The organism is Pseudomonas xantholysinigenes (assembly GCF_014268885.2).
GTDB classification, from domain to species: domain Bacteria; phylum Pseudomonadota; class Gammaproteobacteria; order Pseudomonadales; family Pseudomonadaceae; genus Aquipseudomonas; species Aquipseudomonas xantholysinigenes.
The window spans coordinates 232,392-249,622 of sequence record NZ_CP077095.1 but is presented as its reverse complement, the minus strand read 5'-3'; the positions used below and the strand labels follow the sequence as shown (position 1 = coordinate 249,622).

At 65.6% G+C, this 17,231-nt stretch carries 19 protein-coding genes and 1 other RNA gene; 11 read left to right on the top strand and 9 right to left on the bottom strand.

Features of this window, described 5'->3' with window-relative positions:
• Positions 1-58 precede the first annotated feature (58 nt).
• The gene (locus HU772_RS01140) at positions 59-859 is read left to right on the top strand and encodes a phosphatase PAP2 family protein (RefSeq protein ID WP_186654060.1); all 801 of its coding nucleotides are present in this window, start codon (positions 59-61) and stop codon (positions 857-859) included.
• A 53-nt stretch (positions 860-912) separates the two neighbouring features.
• Here HU772_RS01140 and HU772_RS01135 read toward each other — a convergent pair whose 3' ends face one another.
• On the bottom strand, positions 913-1,314 hold the full coding sequence (locus HU772_RS01135; protein WP_186654063.1) for an RNA-binding S4 domain-containing protein: 402 nt from the start codon (positions 1,312-1,314) through the stop codon (positions 913-915).
• A 109-nt stretch (positions 1,315-1,423) separates the two neighbouring features.
• Here HU772_RS01135 and rimB point away from each other — a divergent pair, with 109 nt between their 5' ends.
• Positions 1,424-1,906, top strand: a complete 483-nt coding sequence (gene rimB / locus HU772_RS01130) for a retropepsin-like aspartic endopeptidase RimB (protein WP_437182412.1) — start codon at positions 1,424-1,426, stop codon at positions 1,904-1,906.
• Positions 1,903-2,808, top strand: a complete 906-nt coding sequence (gene rimK / locus HU772_RS01125) for a 30S ribosomal protein S6--L-glutamate ligase (protein ID WP_011531656.1) — start codon at positions 1,903-1,905, stop codon at positions 2,806-2,808. The genes rimB and rimK overlap by 4 nt, the downstream gene beginning before the upstream one ends.
• Positions 2,809-2,906: 98 nt before the next feature.
• Here rimK and HU772_RS01120 read toward each other — a convergent pair whose 3' ends face one another.
• Together HU772_RS01120 and ompR are read right to left on the bottom strand one after the other, a co-directional pair.
• Positions 2,907-4,220, bottom strand: a complete 1,314-nt coding sequence (locus tag HU772_RS01120; protein WP_186654066.1) for an ATP-binding protein — start codon at positions 4,218-4,220, stop codon at positions 2,907-2,909.
• Between the two features lie 93 nt (positions 4,221-4,313).
• The gene (ompR, locus tag HU772_RS01115; RefSeq protein ID WP_186654081.1) at positions 4,314-5,054 is read right to left on the bottom strand and encodes an osmolarity response regulator transcription factor OmpR; all 741 of its coding nucleotides are present in this window, start codon (positions 5,052-5,054) and stop codon (positions 4,314-4,316) included.
• Between the two features lie 147 nt (positions 5,055-5,201).
• Between ompR and HU772_RS01110 the strand changes: the two genes are divergently transcribed.
• The 4 genes from HU772_RS01110 (at position 5,202) to HU772_RS01095 (ending at position 10,360) form a co-directional block, all read left to right on the top strand.
• Complete coding sequence (locus HU772_RS01110; RefSeq protein WP_186654084.1) at positions 5,202-7,526, top strand: Tex family protein; 2,325 nt, start codon at positions 5,202-5,204, stop codon at positions 7,524-7,526.
• Complete coding sequence (locus tag HU772_RS01105; RefSeq protein ID WP_186654087.1) at positions 7,526-7,909, top strand: PaaI family thioesterase; 384 nt, start codon at positions 7,526-7,528, stop codon at positions 7,907-7,909. The genes HU772_RS01110 and HU772_RS01105 overlap by 1 nt, the downstream gene beginning before the upstream one ends.
• A 241-nt stretch (positions 7,910-8,150) precedes the next feature.
• On the top strand, positions 8,151-9,728 hold the full coding sequence (gene gshA, locus HU772_RS01100; protein ID WP_186654090.1) for a glutamate--cysteine ligase: 1,578 nt from the start codon (positions 8,151-8,153) through the stop codon (positions 9,726-9,728).
• The gene (locus tag HU772_RS01095; protein WP_186654093.1) at positions 9,728-10,360 is read left to right on the top strand and encodes a TetR/AcrR family transcriptional regulator; all 633 of its coding nucleotides are present in this window, start codon (positions 9,728-9,730) and stop codon (positions 10,358-10,360) included. The genes gshA and HU772_RS01095 overlap by 1 nt, the downstream gene beginning before the upstream one ends.
• 209 nt (positions 10,361-10,569) lie before the next feature.
• Here HU772_RS01095 and HU772_RS01090 read toward each other — a convergent pair whose 3' ends face one another.
• The 5 genes from HU772_RS01090 to HU772_RS01070 are packed head-to-tail and all read right to left on the bottom strand — an operon-like array spanning position 10,570 to position 15,382.
• Positions 10,570-11,793 (bottom strand): 2-octaprenyl-3-methyl-6-methoxy-1,4-benzoquinol hydroxylase, encoded by a 1,224-nt coding sequence (locus tag HU772_RS01090; protein ID WP_186654096.1) that lies wholly within the window; start codon positions 11,791-11,793, stop codon positions 10,570-10,572.
• Positions 11,794-11,796: 3 nt separating this feature from the next.
• Complete coding sequence (locus HU772_RS01085) at positions 11,797-12,279, bottom strand: DUF4442 domain-containing protein (protein ID WP_186654099.1); 483 nt, start codon at positions 12,277-12,279, stop codon at positions 11,797-11,799.
• Positions 12,276-13,475, bottom strand: a complete 1,200-nt coding sequence (ubiH, locus tag HU772_RS01080) for a 2-octaprenyl-6-methoxyphenyl hydroxylase (RefSeq protein ID WP_186654102.1) — start codon at positions 13,473-13,475, stop codon at positions 12,276-12,278. The genes HU772_RS01085 and ubiH overlap by 4 nt, the downstream gene beginning before the upstream one ends.
• Complete coding sequence (gene pepP / locus HU772_RS01075) at positions 13,472-14,806, bottom strand: Xaa-Pro aminopeptidase (protein WP_186654105.1); 1,335 nt, start codon at positions 14,804-14,806, stop codon at positions 13,472-13,474. The genes ubiH and pepP overlap by 4 nt, the downstream gene beginning before the upstream one ends.
• 21 nt (positions 14,807-14,827) lie before the next feature.
• Positions 14,828-15,382, bottom strand: a complete 555-nt coding sequence (locus HU772_RS01070) for a YecA/YgfB family protein (RefSeq protein ID WP_186654108.1) — start codon at positions 15,380-15,382, stop codon at positions 14,828-14,830.
• A 153-nt stretch (positions 15,383-15,535) separates the two neighbouring features.
• Here HU772_RS01070 and HU772_RS01065 point away from each other — a divergent pair, with 153 nt between their 5' ends.
• The 4 genes from HU772_RS01065 (at position 15,536) to HU772_RS01050 (ending at position 16,926) form a co-directional block, all read left to right on the top strand.
• A complete protein-coding gene (locus HU772_RS01065) occupies positions 15,536-15,745 on the top strand; it encodes a TIGR02449 family protein (protein WP_186654111.1) in 210 nt (69 codons plus the stop codon).
• Complete coding sequence (locus tag HU772_RS01060; RefSeq protein WP_186654114.1) at positions 15,742-16,059, top strand: cell division protein ZapA; 318 nt, start codon at positions 15,742-15,744, stop codon at positions 16,057-16,059. The genes HU772_RS01065 and HU772_RS01060 overlap by 4 nt, the downstream gene beginning before the upstream one ends.
• 17 nt (positions 16,060-16,076) lie before the next feature.
• A non-coding RNA gene (gene ssrS, locus HU772_RS01055) (6S RNA) lies at positions 16,077-16,256 on the top strand.
• A gap of 61 nt (positions 16,257-16,317) precedes the next feature.
• Positions 16,318-16,926 carry a 5-formyltetrahydrofolate cyclo-ligase gene (locus HU772_RS01050; RefSeq protein ID WP_186654116.1) on the top strand — a complete coding sequence of 203 codons (609 nt, stop codon included), beginning with the start codon at positions 16,318-16,320 and terminating at the stop codon, positions 16,924-16,926.
• Between the two features lie 19 nt (positions 16,927-16,945).
• On the opposite strand, the gene HU772_RS01045 is transcribed toward HU772_RS01050, so the two are convergent.
• On the bottom strand, positions 16,946-17,101 hold the full coding sequence (locus HU772_RS01045; RefSeq protein ID WP_011536298.1) for a hypothetical protein: 156 nt from the start codon (positions 17,099-17,101) through the stop codon (positions 16,946-16,948).
• Between the last annotated feature and the right edge of the window lie 130 nt (positions 17,102-17,231).

Sequence of the window (17,231 nt, the reverse complement as noted above, 5' to 3'; positions counted from 1 at the left end):
CGTCCGTCGCTGAGCGCTCGCTGGGCGCTCATTTCACGTTAGGAGATCGAGGTATCTTATGGACAATCGACCACTGTTCCAAGCGAGGTGGTCCTGGGGACCCTTGGCAGCCTGCACGCTGCTGCCCATCGCTCTACTGTGTTTCTGGTTATGGCCCGTTGGCCAGATCCTGTGCCTGACTTTCGACGAATGGCTGTTCCACAGCCTCAACGCCCCGCTGGCCGACAACGTAGTCTGGCGTACCATCTGGGCCGTCGGCAGCCTGCGTCCATTCGACATCCTGGTCGGGCTGATCATGTTGTCGCTGCTGATTCGCGGCGACTGGGTGTTCAAGGCCGTGCAGGTGCGCCAGGCATTTTTCGGCTTCCTGGTGACCCTGCTCCTGTTAGTGGTGATTCGCGCGCTGTTTTCCAAGTGGGTCAGTGCAATGGGTTGGCAACACAATAGCCCATCGATGACGTTCGACAACGCCGTGCACCTGAGCGACTACTACCCGGACGTGGAAAAGAAATGGGAGCTCAAGGACCGTTCGAGCCAGAGTTTCCCGGGTGACCACGCGTCGGTGCTGCTGATCTGGGCGCTGTTCATGAGCCTGTTCAGCCGCCGCCTGATGCAACACCTGGTGATCTGGGCGCTAGCGCTGCTGTTCATGCTGCCGCGCCTGGTGGCAGGCGCCCACTGGGGCCAGGACGATTATATCGGTGGCCTGCTGATGGCCGTGCTGGCGCTGGGCTGGAGCTGCTACACACCGTTGGCCGCCAAAGGCAGCGCGGCGCTGGTGCGCTGGACGGCACCGCTGTTCAGGCTGCTGGGCAAGCTGCCGCTGGTCGGGCGCATGAGCGTCATTCGCACCGCCTGATTGCAAGCCCTGCAGGAGCCAGCCTTGCTGGCTCCTGCGTGCTCAGGCAAGGATCATTCGAAACTGCCATGCAGCTGGTGAATCTGCCGCCGCTGCTTCTTGGTCGGCCGCCCGTCGGTGCTCACCCCCACCGCTCCCGCCTTGCGCAGTTCGGCGGCCTGCTCACGACGTTTCACGCTCTCGGCGGTTTCCTCGTACAACGTCTGTGCCTCCGGCGCCCCGCGCCGCACCACCGCCAACGCCTTCACCACCACGGTACGCTCGTCGAAGCCGGTGCGCAGCACGAACTCGTCGCCCACCCGTGGTTCCTTGCCCGGCTTGCAGCGCTCGCCCCGACAGTGCACCTTGCCGCTTTCGATGGCCGCCTTGGCCAAGGCCCGGGTCTTGTAGAAGCGCGCCGCCCACAGCCATTTGTCCAAACGGACCTTGTCGTCGTCCTCAGGCTTTTGTGCCATGGTTTTTCCTCGAATACTGTCGTTCACGGAACTGTACTACCGTGACTGACGGATGCAAAAAGTCCGTGCCGTCATTACAGTTCACCACCTTATTCGCAGGGCCCGCTTCGTGAAGACATTTGACCACCTGACTGTGATCGGCCTGCGCGAGTGGGTCGCCCTGCCCGACCTCGGCGTCGCCGGCCTGCGCGCCAAGATCGACACTGGCGCCAGCACCTCCAGCCTGCATGCCACCGAGGTCGAGCCGTTCGAGCGCGATGGCCAGCCCTGGGTGCGCTTTACCGCTCACCTGGGCTCGGTGGTGCAGTTGCGCCACCGGCGCTGCGAAGCGCCACTGGTGGCGATGAAACGCATCAAGAGTTCCAACGGCCAGGCCCAGGCGCGCTACGTGATCCGCACCAGCCTGGCGCTTGGCGACCGGGTCTGGGAGGTAGAGTTCACCTTGGCCTGCCGCAAGAACATGCGCTACCGGCTGCTGCTCGGCTCGAAGGCGCTGATCCATGGCCAGCTGGTGGTCAACCCAGGCCTCAAGTACGTCCAGGACAAACCGGCCTTCCCGGCCACCCTATCCCCTGTCACAGGTGCTGCATGAAGATCGCTGTGCTCTCGCGCAATCCGCGTCTGTATTCCACCCGCCGCCTGGTCGAGGCCGGTACCCAACGGGGCCATGAAGTGGTGGTGATCGATACGCTCCGGGCCTACATGAACATCGCCAGCCACAAGCCGCAGATTCACTATCGGGGCAAGCCGCTGGAGGGTTTCGACGCGGTGATCCCGCGCATCGGCGCCTCGGTGACCTTCTATGGCTGCGCGGTGCTGCGCCAGTTCGAGATGATGGGCGTCTATCCGCTCAACGAATCGGTGGCCATCGCCCGCTCGCGGGACAAGCTGCGCTCGCTGCAATTGCTGTCACGCCGTGGCATCGGCCTGCCCATCACCGGCTTCGCCCATTCACCGGACGACATCCCCGACCTGATCCAGATGGTCAATGGCGCGCCGCTGGTGATCAAGGTGCTCGAAGGCACCCAGGGCATCGGCGTGGTGCTGTGCGAAACCACCAAGGCCGCCGAGTCGGTGATCGAGGCGTTCATGGGCCTGAAACAGAACATCATGGTCCAGGAATACATCAAGGAGGCCGGCGGCGCCGATATCCGCTGCTTCGTGGTCGGCGACAAGGTGATCGCCTCGATGAAACGTCAGGCCAAGCCGGGCGAGTTCCGTTCCAACCTGCACCGCGGTGGCGTGGCCAGCCTGATCAAGATCACCCCCGAGGAACGCATGACCGCCATTCGTGCCGCCAAGGTCATGGGCCTGAGCGTGGCCGGCGTGGACATCCTGCGTTCCAACCATGGGCCGCTGGTGATGGAGGTGAACTCCTCCCCAGGGCTGGAGGGTATCGAGGTGACCACCGGCAAGGATGTGGCCGGGATGATCATCGAACACCTGGAGAAGAACAGCGGGCCGAATCAGACCCGGACCAAGGGCAAGGGTTGATGGCGCCTGTACCGGCCTCTTCGCGGGCAAGCCCGCTCCCACAGGAATGATGCCGAACCCTGTGGGAGCGGGCTTGCCCGCGAAGAGGCCGCTGAAGATCACACGGCGTTGCGCGGCAGCAACAACCCCAACGGCAGCCTCACCCGCGCCTCGATCCCGCCACCGGAGCGGTTGCGCAGTTCCACATTGCCGCCATGCTGCGCGGCAATCCGCTTGACGATTGCCAGCCCCAACCCGGTGCCCTTGCCGCCGCGTGCGCGGTCACCACGAATGAACGGGTTGAAGATGGTTTCCAGTTCCGACTCGTCGATCCCGGTGCCACGGTCCAACACGCTGAGCACCACATAAGGCGCGCTCTGCTCGCCCGACACATAGGCCGCCACCTCCACGCCCTTGCCGGCATGGTGCAGGGCGTTGCCAATCAGGTTGCCGAGCATGCGCTTGAGCGACACCCGGCGCAGCGGGAACGGTGGAATCGGCTCCAGGCACAGTCGTACCTGTTCCTCATGCTGGTTGTAGGGCGCCACCACCTCGTAGATCAGGTCGTTGAGGTCGACCTCCTCCACCGGCTCGTCGCGTCCGTCGCGGATGAACGCCAGGAACTGGTCAAGGATCGCGTCCATGTCCTCGATATCACGCACCATGTCGTCGCTGAGGTCGCTGTCGCTGCCCATCAGCGACAACGACAGGCGCAGCCGGGTCAGGGGCGTGCGCAGGTCGTGGGACACCCCGGCCAGCATCAGCTCACGCTCGCGCCCGGCCTGTTCGACATCCTCGGCCATCTGGTTGAACGCCCGGTACACCTCGGTCATCTCGCTGGGCGTGTCACTGATCGGCAGGCGCACGCTGCGCCCCTGGCCCAGTTGGCGGGCGGCGAACACCAGGCGCTTGAGCGGTTGGTTGAGCTGGCGCACGAAAATCCATGCCGATGCGGTGGACAGCAAGCCGATGGCCAGGAACCAGCCCAGCACGTTCCAGATCTTCTGCCCGCGCAGCGGATGCGGGTACAGCGGCACCTTGAGCCAGCCCGGCCCCAGGCTCGGCGCATTCACCCACAGCGCCGGCGGCGCGTGGATGCGCAGGCGGACTTCGGTGTCCTCACCCAGTTCGGCCTGCATCTGCCGCTGGTAGATCTCGCTGTACGGCCAATGCTGCTCGCCTTCCGGCACACCCGCCCCGGTCACGCGGATCAGCCCGGCGGCCTCGGCGATCTGCTCGCGGTTTTCTTCATCCGCCGCCCAGTAGGCCCGCAGCGTCAGGGCCACGCCGTGACTGTACTGGCGATCGACCAGCACGTCCTCGTTCATCAGCAGGTACACCAGTGTCAGCGCCTTGGAAAACAGCACGACGATCAGCACCAGCCAGAGGGTGCGGGCGAAGAAGCTTTGCGGGAACCACAGGGGCGTTTTCATCGATCAACTACTGTACTGAATGGTCGGCCGCCACAGACGAAAACAGGGCGACTCGCATGAGCCGCCCTGTTGCACCCGGACAAGCCGACAGGCTCATTTGCCGGCGTTTCCGTCCGGCACGAAGACGTAGCCAACACCCCAGACGGTCTGGATATAGCGTGGCTTGGACGGGTCGGGCTCGATCATCCGGCGCAGGCGCGAGATCTGCACATCGATGGAGCGCTCCAGGGCATCCCACTCGCGGCCACGGGCCAGGTTCATCAGCTTGTCGCGGGTCAGCGGCTCGCGAGCATGCATGACCAGCGCCTTGAGCACGGCGAATTCACCGGTGGTCAGCATGTGCACTTCGTTGCCGCGCTTGAGTTCGCGGGTGGCCAGCGACAGCTCGTAGTCGCCGAAGGTGACGGTTTCGTCCTCGCTGCCCGGCGCGCCCGGCACCGCCGGCGCCTGGCGACGCAGCACAGCCTTGACCCGCGCCACCAGCTCGTCGGGGTTGAACGGCTTGGCCAGGTAATCGTCGGCGCCCAGCTCCAGGCCCTTGATGCGGCTGAGTTCGTCACCCTTGGCGGTGAGCATGATGATCGGGATCTGGTTGTTCGATGCACGCAGGCGCTTGCACGCGGACAGGCCGTCCTCGCCCGGCAGCATCAGGTCGAGCACGACCAGGTTGAACACTTCACGAGCCAGCAGGCGGTCCATCTGTTCGACGTTGGGCACGGTGCGCACCCGGAAACCCTTGCTGGTGAAGAAACGGTCCAGCAGGCTGCTCAGGCCCGGGTCGTCGTCGACGATGAGAATCTTGTCGCCATCGGTGGCGTTTGCGGTGCTGGTCATGAATTACTCCTCTGATATCGCCGCGCATTATGGCGTAGCCATTGCCGCGCGTGCCGTGTGCATTGTTAGCAGATTTTTCCCCCGATGCCAGTTCCCGCTCCCACATCGGTATAATGCGCCGCTTTAAATCCTTGCCAGGTGGTTTTCATGGACAGCATCAACAGCCGTATCGCCGAGGAACTGGGCGTGCGCCCACAGCAGGTCGAAGCGGCCGTGGGCCTGTTGGACGAAGGATCGACCGTGCCCTTCATCGCCCGCTACCGCAAGGAAGTGACCGGCAGCCTGGACGATACCCAACTGCGCCACCTGGAAGAGCGCCTGCGCTACCTGCGCGAACTCGACGATCGACGCGCCAGCATCCTGGCCAGCATCGAGGAGCAGGGCAAGCTGACCCCGGAGCTGGCCCGCGAAATCAAGCTGGCCGACACCAAGACCCGTCTCGAAGACCTCTACCTGCCGTACAAGCAGAAGCGCCGCACCAAGGGCCAGATCGCCCTGGAAGCCGGCCTCGGCGAATTGGCCGACGGCCTGTTCAACGACCCGCAACTGACTCCGGAGAGCGAAGCGGCACGTTTCGTCGACGCCGAAAAAGGCGTGGCCGACGTCAAGGCGGCCCTGGAAGGCGCCAAGTACATCCTCATGGAGCGCTTCGCCGAAGACGCCGCCCTGCTCGACAAGCTGCGCAGTTTCCTCAAGCAGGAAGCGGTGCTCAGCGCCCGCGTGGTCGCCGGCAAGGAAGAGGAAGGCGCCAAGTTCCGCGACTACTTCGCCCATGACGAGCTGCTGCGCACCGCCCCGTCGCACCGTGCCCTGGCGATCTTCCGCGGGCGCAACGAAGGCGTGCTGAGCGCGTCCTTGAAGGTTGGCGAAGAGCTACCCGGCACCTTGCATCCCTGCGAGCTGATGATCGGCGAGCATGTCGGCATCGAAAACCGTAGCCGCCCGGCCGACAAATGGCTCGGCGAGGTGGTGCGCTGGACCTGGAAGGTCAAGCTCTACACCCACCTCGAAACCGACCTGTTCGGCGAGCTGCGCGACAACGCCGAAGGCGAGGCGATCAACGTCTTCGCCCACAACCTGCACGACCTGCTGCTGGCCGCCCCGGCCGGCCCGCGCGCGACGCTTGGCTTCGACCCGGGCCTGCGCACCGGCTGCAAGATCGCCGTGGTCGATGCCACCGGCAAGCTGCTGGACCACACCACGGTCTACCCGCACGCGCCGAAGAACGACTGGGATCGCACGATCTCGATCATGGCGGCGCTGTGCGCCAAGCACTCGGTGGAGCTGATCGCCATCGGCAACGGTACCGCCAGCCGCGAGAGCGACAAGCTGGTGGCCGAGCTGGTCAAGAAGTATCCGGCCCTGAAGATCACCAAGATCATGGTCTCCGAGGCTGGCGCCTCGGTGTATTCGGCGTCGGAGCTGGCTGCTCGCGAGTTCCCGGACCTGGACGTGTCGATCCGTGGCGCGGTGTCCATTGCCCGTCGCCTGCAGGACCCACTGGCGGAACTGGTGAAGATCGACCCGAAATCCATCGGTGTCGGCCAGTACCAGCACGATGTGTCGCAGGTGAAGCTGGCCCGCGGCCTGGACGCCGTGGTCGAGGACTGCGTGAACGCCGTGGGCGTGGACGTCAACACTGCCTCGGTGGCGTTGCTGACCCGTATCTCCGGCCTCAATGCGACCCTGGCGCAGAACATCGTCGCCCACCGCGACAGCAACGGCCCGTTCGCCACCCGCGCGGCGCTGAAAAAAGTCAGCCGCCTGGGCGAGAAGACCTTCGAACAAGCCGCCGGCTTCCTGCGCGTGATGAACGGCGACAACCCGCTGGACGCCTCCGCTGTGCACCCAGAGGCCTACCCGCTGGTGCAGCGCATCGCCGCCGACACCGACCGCGACATTCGCTCGCTGATCGGCGACAGCGGTTTCCTCAAGCGCCTGGATCCGAAGAAATTCACCGACGAAAGCTTCGGCCTGCCGACCGTCACCGACATTCTCCAGGAGCTGGACAAGCCAGGCCGCGACCCACGCCCGGAATTCAAGACCGCCACCTTCCAGGACGGCGTCGAGGACCTCAAGGACCTGGAACCAGGCATGATCCTCGAAGGCGTGGTGACCAACGTCACCAACTTCGGTGCCTTCGTCGACATCGGCGTGCACCAGGACGGCCTGGTGCACATCTCGGCGCTGTCGGAGAAGTTCGTCAAGGACCCGCGTGAAGCGGTCAAGGCCGGCGATGTGGTCAAGGTCAAGGTCATGGAGGTGGACATCCCGCGCAAACGCGTCGGCCTGTCCATGCGCATGAGCGACACCCCGGGCGAGAAGGTCGAGGGCAATCGTGGCGGCAACCGTGGCAACGGCGGCAACCGCCAGCAGCAGGCGCCGCGCCCTCGCGAAACCACCGCTGCGGCACCGGCCAACAACGCCATGGCGGCACTGTTCGCCAACGCCAAGCAACTGAAGAAGAAGTGATGGACGTCGCACCGGAGTACGTCGAAAGCGCCTTCAGCCAGCTCCTGGGCTGCCGCCTGCAACGCTTGGACACGGGCGTGGCCGAGGTGGCCCTGGCGCTGGAGCCGCACCTGCGCAACCGCGGGCAGAAGCTGCACGGCGGGGCGATCTTCAGCCTGGTGGACATCGCCATGGGCCTGGCCTGCTCGGCCAGCCATGGTTTCGACCAGCAGAGCGTGACCATCGAGTGCAAGATCAACTACATGCGCGCCGTCAGCGAGGGCGAGGTGCTGTGCACCGCCCGGGTGCTGCATGCCGGACGGCGCACACTGGTGGTCGACGCTGACGTGCTCCAGGGCGACAAACTGGTGGCCAAGGCCCAGGGAACCTTCGCGGTTCTCTAGCTGACAGGCCCCCATCTGCGGTATTTTCGGCGTATTGCTGTACACCTGATCGCGGGTCAAGCCCGCTGCCACGAACGCTCACGGGCTTCATGGGAGCGGGCTTGATCCGCGATCAGACGCATACAGGCCAGCGACGGAACCGCGTAAACCAGGCGACAACGCCAGTTCCTTTCCCAACTACCCTTGTAGACCGTCATCCCTACCCCCATATTGGGGCGACTGACGCGTGAAGGAATCCATCTTGAGCGACCTCCTCAACCGCCGCCTGAGCCTGCTCGGCGACAATATCGACCTGCTCAAGCAGTGCCTGCACGGCATTGAGCGCGAATGCCTGCGCGTGACCGACGACGGTCGCCTGGCCCAGACCCCGCACCCCGAAGCCCTGGGTTCGGCGCTGACCAACGAGCAGATCACCACCGATTATTCCGAGTCGCTGCTGGAGTTCATCACCCCGGCCCTGGCGGACCCGGCCAAGGTGCTCGAGAGCCTCGACCAGATCCACCGCTTCGTCTACACCAAGCTCGGCGGCGAGTTCCTGTGGAGCCCGTCGATGCCCTGCACGCTGCCGGCCGAGGAGGACATTCCGATCGCCGAGTACGGCAGCTCGAACATCGGCAAGCTCAAGCACGTCTATCGCAAGGGCTTGGCCCTGCGCTACGGGCGCACCATGCAGTGCATCGCCGGCATCCACTACAACTTCTCCCTGCCCGAAGCGCTGTGGCCATTGCTGCGCGACGCCGAAGGCGGCGCGGAGAACGACCGTGACTACCAGTCCTCGGCCTATATCGCGCTGATCCGCAACTTCCGTCGCTACAGCTGGCTGCTGATGTACCTGTTCGGCGCCTCGCCGACCCTGGACAAAGGTTTCCTGCGCGGTCGCGCGCACCAGCTCGAAGAGCTGGATGAGCAAACGCTCTACCTGCCCTACGCCACCAGCCTGCGCATGAGCGACCTGGGCTACCAGAGCAACGCCCAGGCCGGCCTCACACCCTGCTACAACAACCTCGCCAGCTACACCGACAGCCTGCGCAAGGCGGTGGGCACGCCCTACCCGCCCTATGTCGAGGTCGGCACGCACAAGGATGGCGAGTGGGTGCAGCTGAACACCAACATCCTGCAGATCGAGAACGAGTACTACTCGAACATCCGCCCCAAGCGCGTCACCTACACCGGCGAACGGCCGATCCAGGCCCTGACCTCCCGTGGCGTGCAGTACGTGGAAGTGCGCTGCCTGGACATCAACCCGTTCCTGCCGGTGGGTATCGACCTGACCGAGGCGCGATTCCTCGACGCCTTCCTGCTGTTCTGCGCGCTGGAAGAAAGCCCGCAGCTGGACAGCGGCGAATGCGGTCAATGCACCGACAACTTCCTCACCGTGGTCAAGGAAGGCCGTCGTCCTGGCCTGGAACTGCGCCGTGACGGCCAGCCGATCGCGCTGAAGGCCTGGGCCACCGAGCTGATCGAACGGATCGGCCAGCTGGCCGCGCTGCTCGACCGCGCCCACGACGGCAACGCCCACGCCAAGGCCCTGCAAGCGCAGCAGGCCAAGGTCGATGATCCTGAGCTGACGCCGTCGGCCCAGGTGCTGGCGCGCATGACCGAACACGACGAGACCTTCGTCCAGTTCTCCCTGCGCCAAAGCCGTCTGCATGCCGAGAATTTCCGCGAACAGCCACTGCCCGCCGAACGCCAGCAAGCCTTCGAGACCCTCGCCCGCGAATCCCTGGCCGAGCAATCGCGCCTGGAGCAGCAGGAGGTGGGTGACTTCGACCTGTTTGTCGGCGCCTACCAGGCCAGCATCCTGGCGATCAGCAACTGATGAGCCGCGTCGCCGTCCCACGCAAGCCACGCGCCAGTAGCCAGGCCAGGATCGAGGCGATCCTGGCCGCGGCGCGCGAGCTGCTGGCCGGGCAAGGGGTGGCGGGGTTGTCGATCTACAGCGTGGCCGAACGGGCGCAGATCCCGCCGTCGTCGGTCTACCACTTCTTCGCCAGCGTGCCCGCCCTGCTCGAGGCCTTGACCGCCGATGTGCACCGGGCCTTTCGCGAAGCCCTGAGCGCACCGATCGACAGTGCCGCGTTCAATACCTGGCACGACCTGTCGCGCCTGGTCGAGCGGCGCATGCTCGACATCTACAAGGAAGATACCGCGGCGCGCCAACTGATCCTGGCCCAGCACGGGCTGAGCGAAGTGGTCCAGGCCGACCGGCAGCACGACCTGGAGCTGGGCGAGCTGATGCACACGCTGTTCGACCGGCATTTCCAGTTACCCGCGATGCCCAGGGATGTCGACGTGTTCGCCCTGGCCATGGAGCTGAGCGACCGGGTCTACGCCCGCTCGATGCAGCTGCATGAGCAGATCACCCCACGCATGGCCGAAGAAGGGATGCGGGTGTTCGAAGCCTACCTGGGGCTCTACCTGCCGCCGTACCTGGCCAAGCGCCCGAGCTGAAACCTCAATGCCGGTCAGCCAAGCCAAATGGGGCTGCTCTGCTGCCCTTCGCGGGCAAGCCCGCTCCCACAGGTACAACGCAAGCTTGAGATTTTGCGCAATCCTGTGGGAGCGGGCTTGCCCGCGAAGGGCCGCAGAGCGGCCCCAGTAAGTGAGGATGCAACCTTAACTGACTGACACCAAGGGCCACCTGGGAGGCCCTGGGAGGATCACGCCCTGGCCAGCTCCGGCAGGTCGCCGGACAACCCCAGTGCCTGGCGCACGAAGACCGCCTTGGCCTCCGGCAGCTGCTCCACCAGTTTCAGCCCGCTGTTGCGCAGCCAGCGCAACGGCAGCGGATTGGCCTGGAACAACCGCTCGAAACCTTCCATCGCCGCCATCAATGCCAGGTTGTGCGGCATGCGCCGGCGCTCGAAACGGCTCAGCACCTTCACATCCGCCAGACGCTCGCCACGCTCGCAGGCACGCACCAACTCTTCGGCCAGCACCGCCGCGTCGAGGAAGCCCAGGTTGACCCCCTGCCCCGCCAGTGGGTGAATGGTGTGCGCCGCATCGCCGATCAGCGCCAGCCCTTCCTGCACATAGCGCTTGGCATGGCGCTGGCGCAGCGGCACGCAAACCCGCGGATCCGCTTCGAGCACGCGACCCAAGCGCCCTTCGAAAGCACGCTCGAGCGCCGCGCAGAACGCCGCGTCGTCCATCGCCATGGCCTGTTCAGCCTGTTCCGGCGTGGTCGACCAGACGATCGAGCACCAGTCCTGGCGACCGTCGCGGCTCAGCGGCAGGAAGGCCAGCGGCCCCTCGTCGGTGAAGCGCTGCCAGGCCGTGGCCCGGTGCGTCTCGCTGCAGCGCACGCTGGTGACGATGGCGTGATGCAAATAGTCCCACTCACGGGTCTCGCACCCAGCCAGGCGGCGCACCGCCGAGTTGGCGCCATCGGCGGCGACCACCAGCGGCGCGCGCAGCTTGCGACCGTCAGCCAGGGTCAGCAGCCAGTCATCGCCGGAGCGCCGCAGCTGCTCCAGGCGAGCGTTGGGCAGCAAGCCGACATCGCTGTCGTGCAGGCGCTCCAGCAGGCCGTCCTGGACCACCCGGTTCTCGACGATATGGCCCAGCACCTGGGCGTGCACACTGGCTGCCGAGAAATGGATCTCGCCAGTGCCGCTGCCATCCCAGACGTGCATGTCCGAATACGGCGACACCCGCCGCCGGGCAATGCCGTCCCAGGCCCCCAGGCGCTCGAGAATGCGCTGGCTGGCCGCCGACAGGGCACTGACCCGCGGCTCGAACGGTGCTTGATGGTCAAAGGGTTTGACCGTCAGCGGCCCGCCATCGAGCAGGACCACTTCCAGGCCGCTGTGACGCAGGGCCAACGCCAAGGCGCTGCCGACCATACCGGCACCGACAATCAACAGATCTGCGCGCGTTTCCATGCCTTACGCCTGCCTCGCTTGCGGCTTGAGCCGCACATATAGGGTTTTGTCGACCCGCGCCACCAGCTCGCCGGCGCCGTCGCGGATCTCCACCTGCAACCGAGGCAGGTACTTCTTGCCGCTGGCGGTCTGCTGGCGGATCTCGTCCAGCAGCGCGTCGTCGACGTGGAACTGGGCATACACCGGGCCCTTGCCCGGGGCGATGAAATCAATGCTGGCGGCCTTGTCCCAGACGATATAGTCGCGCCCCAGCTGCTCGATCAGCAGCAGCATGTAGAAGGGGTCGACCATGGCGTACAGGCTGCCACCGAACTGGGTGCCGACGTAGTTGCGATTCCACCGCGTCAGCTTCATGCGCACCTTGACGCTGCGCAGGTCCGGGCTGATTTCCTGGATATGGATGCCGGCGCCCAGGTAGGGCGGGTAGCAGTTCAACAGCCAGCGCAGCATCCGGGCCCGGCGCGCGAGCCTGCGCGAATCGCTCATGCGCGACCTCGCGGGTCGGGACGCGTACCCAGGCCCATGGCCTGGCGGGCGAACCAGCTTCTGGCCGGCGGCAGCAGGTCCAGGCCGAGCAGGCCGAGGTTGCGCCCGGCCGCCAGCAGCGGCTGGGCGCTGCCGAACAGGCGGGTGACCTGGTCGGAGAAGCCGATGGTCAGGGCCTGGTCGAGGCGTTGGCGCTGGTGATAGGCCTGCAAGGTCGCCAGGTCGCCGGGGAGCGCCGGGCCGGCCAGCAACGCCTCGGCCAGCGACTGCACGTCGCGCAGCGACAGGTTGAAACCCTGACCGGCGATCGGATGCAGGCTATGGGCAGCGTTGCCCAGCACCACCAGGTGCGGGCGCACCTGTTCCTCGGCCTCGACCAGCGACAAGGGGTAGAGGTGCCGGGCGCCGACCTGGCGCAAGGCGCCGAGGCGATAGCCGAAGGCGTCCTGCAGCTCGCGCAGGAAACTGCGCTCGTCCAGCTCGGCCAGGCGCTTGGCATCCATCCCCTGACGGGTCCAGACCAGCGCGCAGCGGTTTTCCGGCAATGGCAGCAAGGCCATCGGCCCTTGTTCGGTGAAGCGCTCGAAGGCTTGCCCGGCATGGGCCTCGCCGGGGGTGATGTTGGCGATCAACGCGCTCTGGTCATAGGGCGTGCGGCGCACATGGATGCCCAATTGCTCGCGCAGGCCAGATCGGCCGCCATCGGCCAGCACCGCCAGATCGCACTCGAGCGAGGTGTCGTCGTCCAGTTGCAGGCGGTAGCCACCGGCGATGGCTTGCATCGCCTTGACCTCGGCCGGGCAACGCCAGCTGATGACCTCGTTGTCGATGGCCTGCCACAAGCACTGACCGAGCCAGGCGTTCTCCACCACGTAACCCAGCGCCGGCACGCCTTCTTCCAGGGCGTCCAGGCGGGTGGCGCCGAAGCGGCCACGGTCGGACACCTGGATCTGCCGGATCGGCTCGGCGCGGCGACTGATGGCCTGCCACAAGCCCAGCTGTTCGTAGATCTGCCGGGTGCCATAGGACAGCGCCGACGAGCGGGCGTCATAGCTGGGCTGGAAGCTGTCGCCCGGGGCGAACGGTTCGATCAGCAGGATCTTCCAGCCACGGGCCTTGGCCGCGCCCTGCAGCGTGAGGGCCAGGCTGGCACCGACCAGGCCGCCACCGATGATCGCCAGGTTGACCCGGTTCATGCGGCGTCCTGGCGGGCGGCGAGCATCAGCGCCTCGATTTCGGCGACCGTGCGCGGCACGCCTGAAGTGAGGATTTCACAGCCTTGTCTGGTCACTACCACGTCGTCCTCGATCCTTACGCCGATACCGCGCCACTTCTTCGCGACGCTGGTGTTGTCGGCGCCAATGTAGATGCCCGGTTCCACGGTCAGCGCCATGCCCGGCTCGAGCACGCGCCACTGCCCGCCGACCTTGTATTCGCCCACGTCGTGCACGTCCATGCCCAGCCAGTGCCCGGCGCGGTGCATGTAGAAGGCGCGATAGGCTTCGCTGTCGATCAGCGCCTGTACCTCGCCCTTGAGCAACCCCAGCTCCACCAGGCCGCTGGTGATCACCCGCACGGTGGCCTCGTGGGCATGGTTCCAGTGCTTGCCCGGCGCAATCTCGGCGAACGCCGCGGCCTGGGCGGCGAGCACCAGCTCGTAGATGGCCTTCTGCTCTGGCGAGAAACGCCCGCTGACCGGGAAGGTGCGGGTGATGTCGCTGGCATAGCAGTCGATCTCGCAACCGGCGTCGATCAGCACCAGGTCGCCGTCCTTGAGCGGCGCGTCGTTCTGTTGGTAATGCAGGATGCAGCCATTGCGCCCGGCGGCGACGATCGAACCGTAGGCCGGCATTTTCGCCCCGCCCTTGCGGAACGCGTAGTCCAGCTCGGCTTCCAGGCTGTATTCGTGCAATCCGGCACGGCAGGCCTGCATGGCCCGCACATGGGCGCGGGCGGAAATTGCCGCGGCCTCGCGCATCACCTTCACTTCCGCCGCCGATTTATACAGGCGCATGTCGTGCAGCAGATGATCCAGGGCAACGAACTCGTTCGGCGGTTGCGCGCCCAGGCGCGCCTTGGAGCGGATCACGTTGATCCAGTCCATCAGCCGGCGGTCGAACTCGGGGTTGCTGCCCATGTTGCTGTAGACCCGCTCGCGGCCTTCGATCAGGCCGGGGAGGATCTCGTCGATGTCGGTGATGGGGAACGCGTCGTCGGCGCCGAAGTCGCGGATCGCGCCCTCCTGGCCGGCACGCAGGCCATCCCACTGCTCGCGCTCGGGGTTGCGTTCACGGCAGAACAACACGTATTCGCCGTGCTCGCGGCCGGGAATCAGGGCGATCACCGCCTCGGGTTCGGGGAAACCGCTCAGGTACTGGAAATCGCTGTCCTGGCGGTAGACATGCTCGACATCGCGGTTGCGGATCGCGACCGCAGCGGCGGGCAGGATGGCGATGCTGTTGGGGACCATCTGCGCCATCAGCGCCTTGCGCCGACGGGCGTACTCCGCCTTGGGTATGTGGCTCATGGGCAAACGACCCCGTTCAGATCAATGCAGCGAAGGCTTTGGTGCGGGCGCTTCGGGCTGGGCCAGCTCGGTGTACAGCAGCAGTGGCGCGACACGCAGGTACTCCATGACTTCCATGTAGTCGCTCTCGCCGTCCTCGGACTCTTCCAGCGCTTCCTGGACCTGCGAGATGGCCACCAGGTCCTGGAGCACTTCCTTGGCATCGGTGGACAAGTCCTTGCCACCGGCGTTCAGGCCGAAACCGGTGATGAAGCCCTGGCACCACTGGCCCAGCGCCGTGGCGCGGTCGGCCAGCGCGGCGTCATCGGACGGCAGCAGCAGGACGATGGCGACGTCCTCGCCGGTAAGCTCGGCCTTGACCATCTCTTGCAGGCCGACCAGGGCATTGCGAACGGTGTCGCCCGGCTCGGTCTCGAGCAGCTGGGCCGCGTCGGCCAGCCAGGCGTCGGCATCGAAGCCGGCGCCGGCGCAGCTGCGGCCGATCAGCAAGCCGTGCAGTTCGGCGGGGGTGACAGGGTGGCCATTGCTCGACAGCAGCATGGCGAAGGCGACGTAGGGCGATTGGGTATTGGGCATGGTCTGCTAGGCGCCAGGCGGCGCAATGACTAGAATGAAGACCTTGTATCCTAGCACCGGCAGGCGCGCCAAGACCATCAGCACTGGCCGCCGGGGGCCCGAGGCAGGCATGATCGGCAGGTGCGTAACGATGGAGCGAATCGAGTGCAACCCATGCAAGAGAACGACCTGCAAGCGCTGATGAGCCGGTTCGAGGCGCTGATCGAGCGCGTCGAGCAACTAAAACGGCAAAACGCACTCTTAGTAGCTCAGGAACGATCCTGGCGCGAGGAGCGCGCCCACCTCATCGAAAAGAACGAGATCGCCAAACGCAAGATCGAATCGATGATCCTGCGCCTCAAGGCCCTGGAGCAAGACTCATGAGTTCAAGCAATAGCGTCACCGTGCAGATCCTCGACAAGGAATACTCGATCATCTGCCCACCGGAAGAGCGCAACAACCTGGTCGGTGCCGCGCGTTACCTGGATGGCAAGATGCGCGAGATCCGCAGCAGCGGCAAGGTGATCGGCGCCGACCGCATCGCCGTGATGGCCGCGCTGAACATCACCCACGAACTGCTGCACCGCCAGGAACGCCCGGAAGCTGCCGGCGGTGGCGCCACCCGCGAACAGGTGCGCGACCTGCTGGAACGGGTCGACCAGGCACTGTCCGACGACCCGGTTAGCAAAAGCGACTGAGATTGGTATACTGGCGCCACTCCCTGGGGGATGCGCCAGTCGGTTATGTCCCTGAGCCGATACGCACAACCACGGGGGTTGCACGCTGGGGCCGGTGTGCATGTCCGCCCGACGGAAAGCCTTAACGCCCCCTGCAATCTCCACCTTGAACTTTCGGGTTCAAGGGCTACACCGATAGCGGTCTTGTCGGGGAGCCTGCATTCAGAACGGCCCGCCTTGATTGGCGGGCTTTTCGTTTTCTCAGGGATCGCCCGTGCCATGACCGACACCGCGCCACTGACCCGCCCACAGCTTCGCCGCGTCCTGCGCAATGCACGCCGCGCCCTGACCCCCGCCCAGCAACGCCAGGCCGCCGAAGGCCTGTATCGCCAACTGGCGCAAGATCCACTGTTCCGCCGCGCCCGGCATATCGCCCTGTACCTGCCCAACGACGGCGAGATCGATCCACGCCTGCTGCTGAACGCGGCACTCAAGCGCGGCAAGCGCGTCTACCTGCCGGTGCTGCACGCCTGGCCACGCACACGCATGGTGTTCCAACGCTTCGAGGCCGGTGAGCAACTGCGCCCCAACCGCTTCGGCATTCCCGAACCGTTGGTCGAGCGCAAGCGCCAACGAGCGATCTGGGCGCTGGACCTGATCCTGCTGCCGTTGGTCGGTTTCGATGAAATGGGCGGACGGCTGGGCATGGGAGGCGGTTTCTATGACCGCAGCCTGGCCTATCAGAGCCGGCGCAAGGCCTGGAAAAAACCGCTGCTGCTGGGGCTGGCCCATGAGTGCCAGAAAGTCGAGCGGCTGGCCCAGGCCAGCTGGGATGTACCCTTGCAAGGCACGGTCTCGGACCGTGGCAGGTACCTGGCGCCGAAGTGAGCCGGCGCGAAAAGGGGGATCAGCGGTGCTGCTGTTGTGCCGGATCGACTGGCGCCTGCTGGTAGGCGGCGTCCAGCTTGCGCTCCCACAGGCCCTGCGCGTAACCGGTAGTGACCACGCCCAGCCCGAAAATGAAGGCCAGAATCCAGAGCAGGTCCGGTTTACGTTGTTTCATCGATTGCCCCCCTAGGCAAAAGGTCCAGGCTCGGCGGCTTTCTTGATGGCTGCCGGAGCGTATAGCTTAAAATCGGCGCATTTTCCGACAACATGAGGCGACACGCAAACCTTGACGCCAACCGACTGTC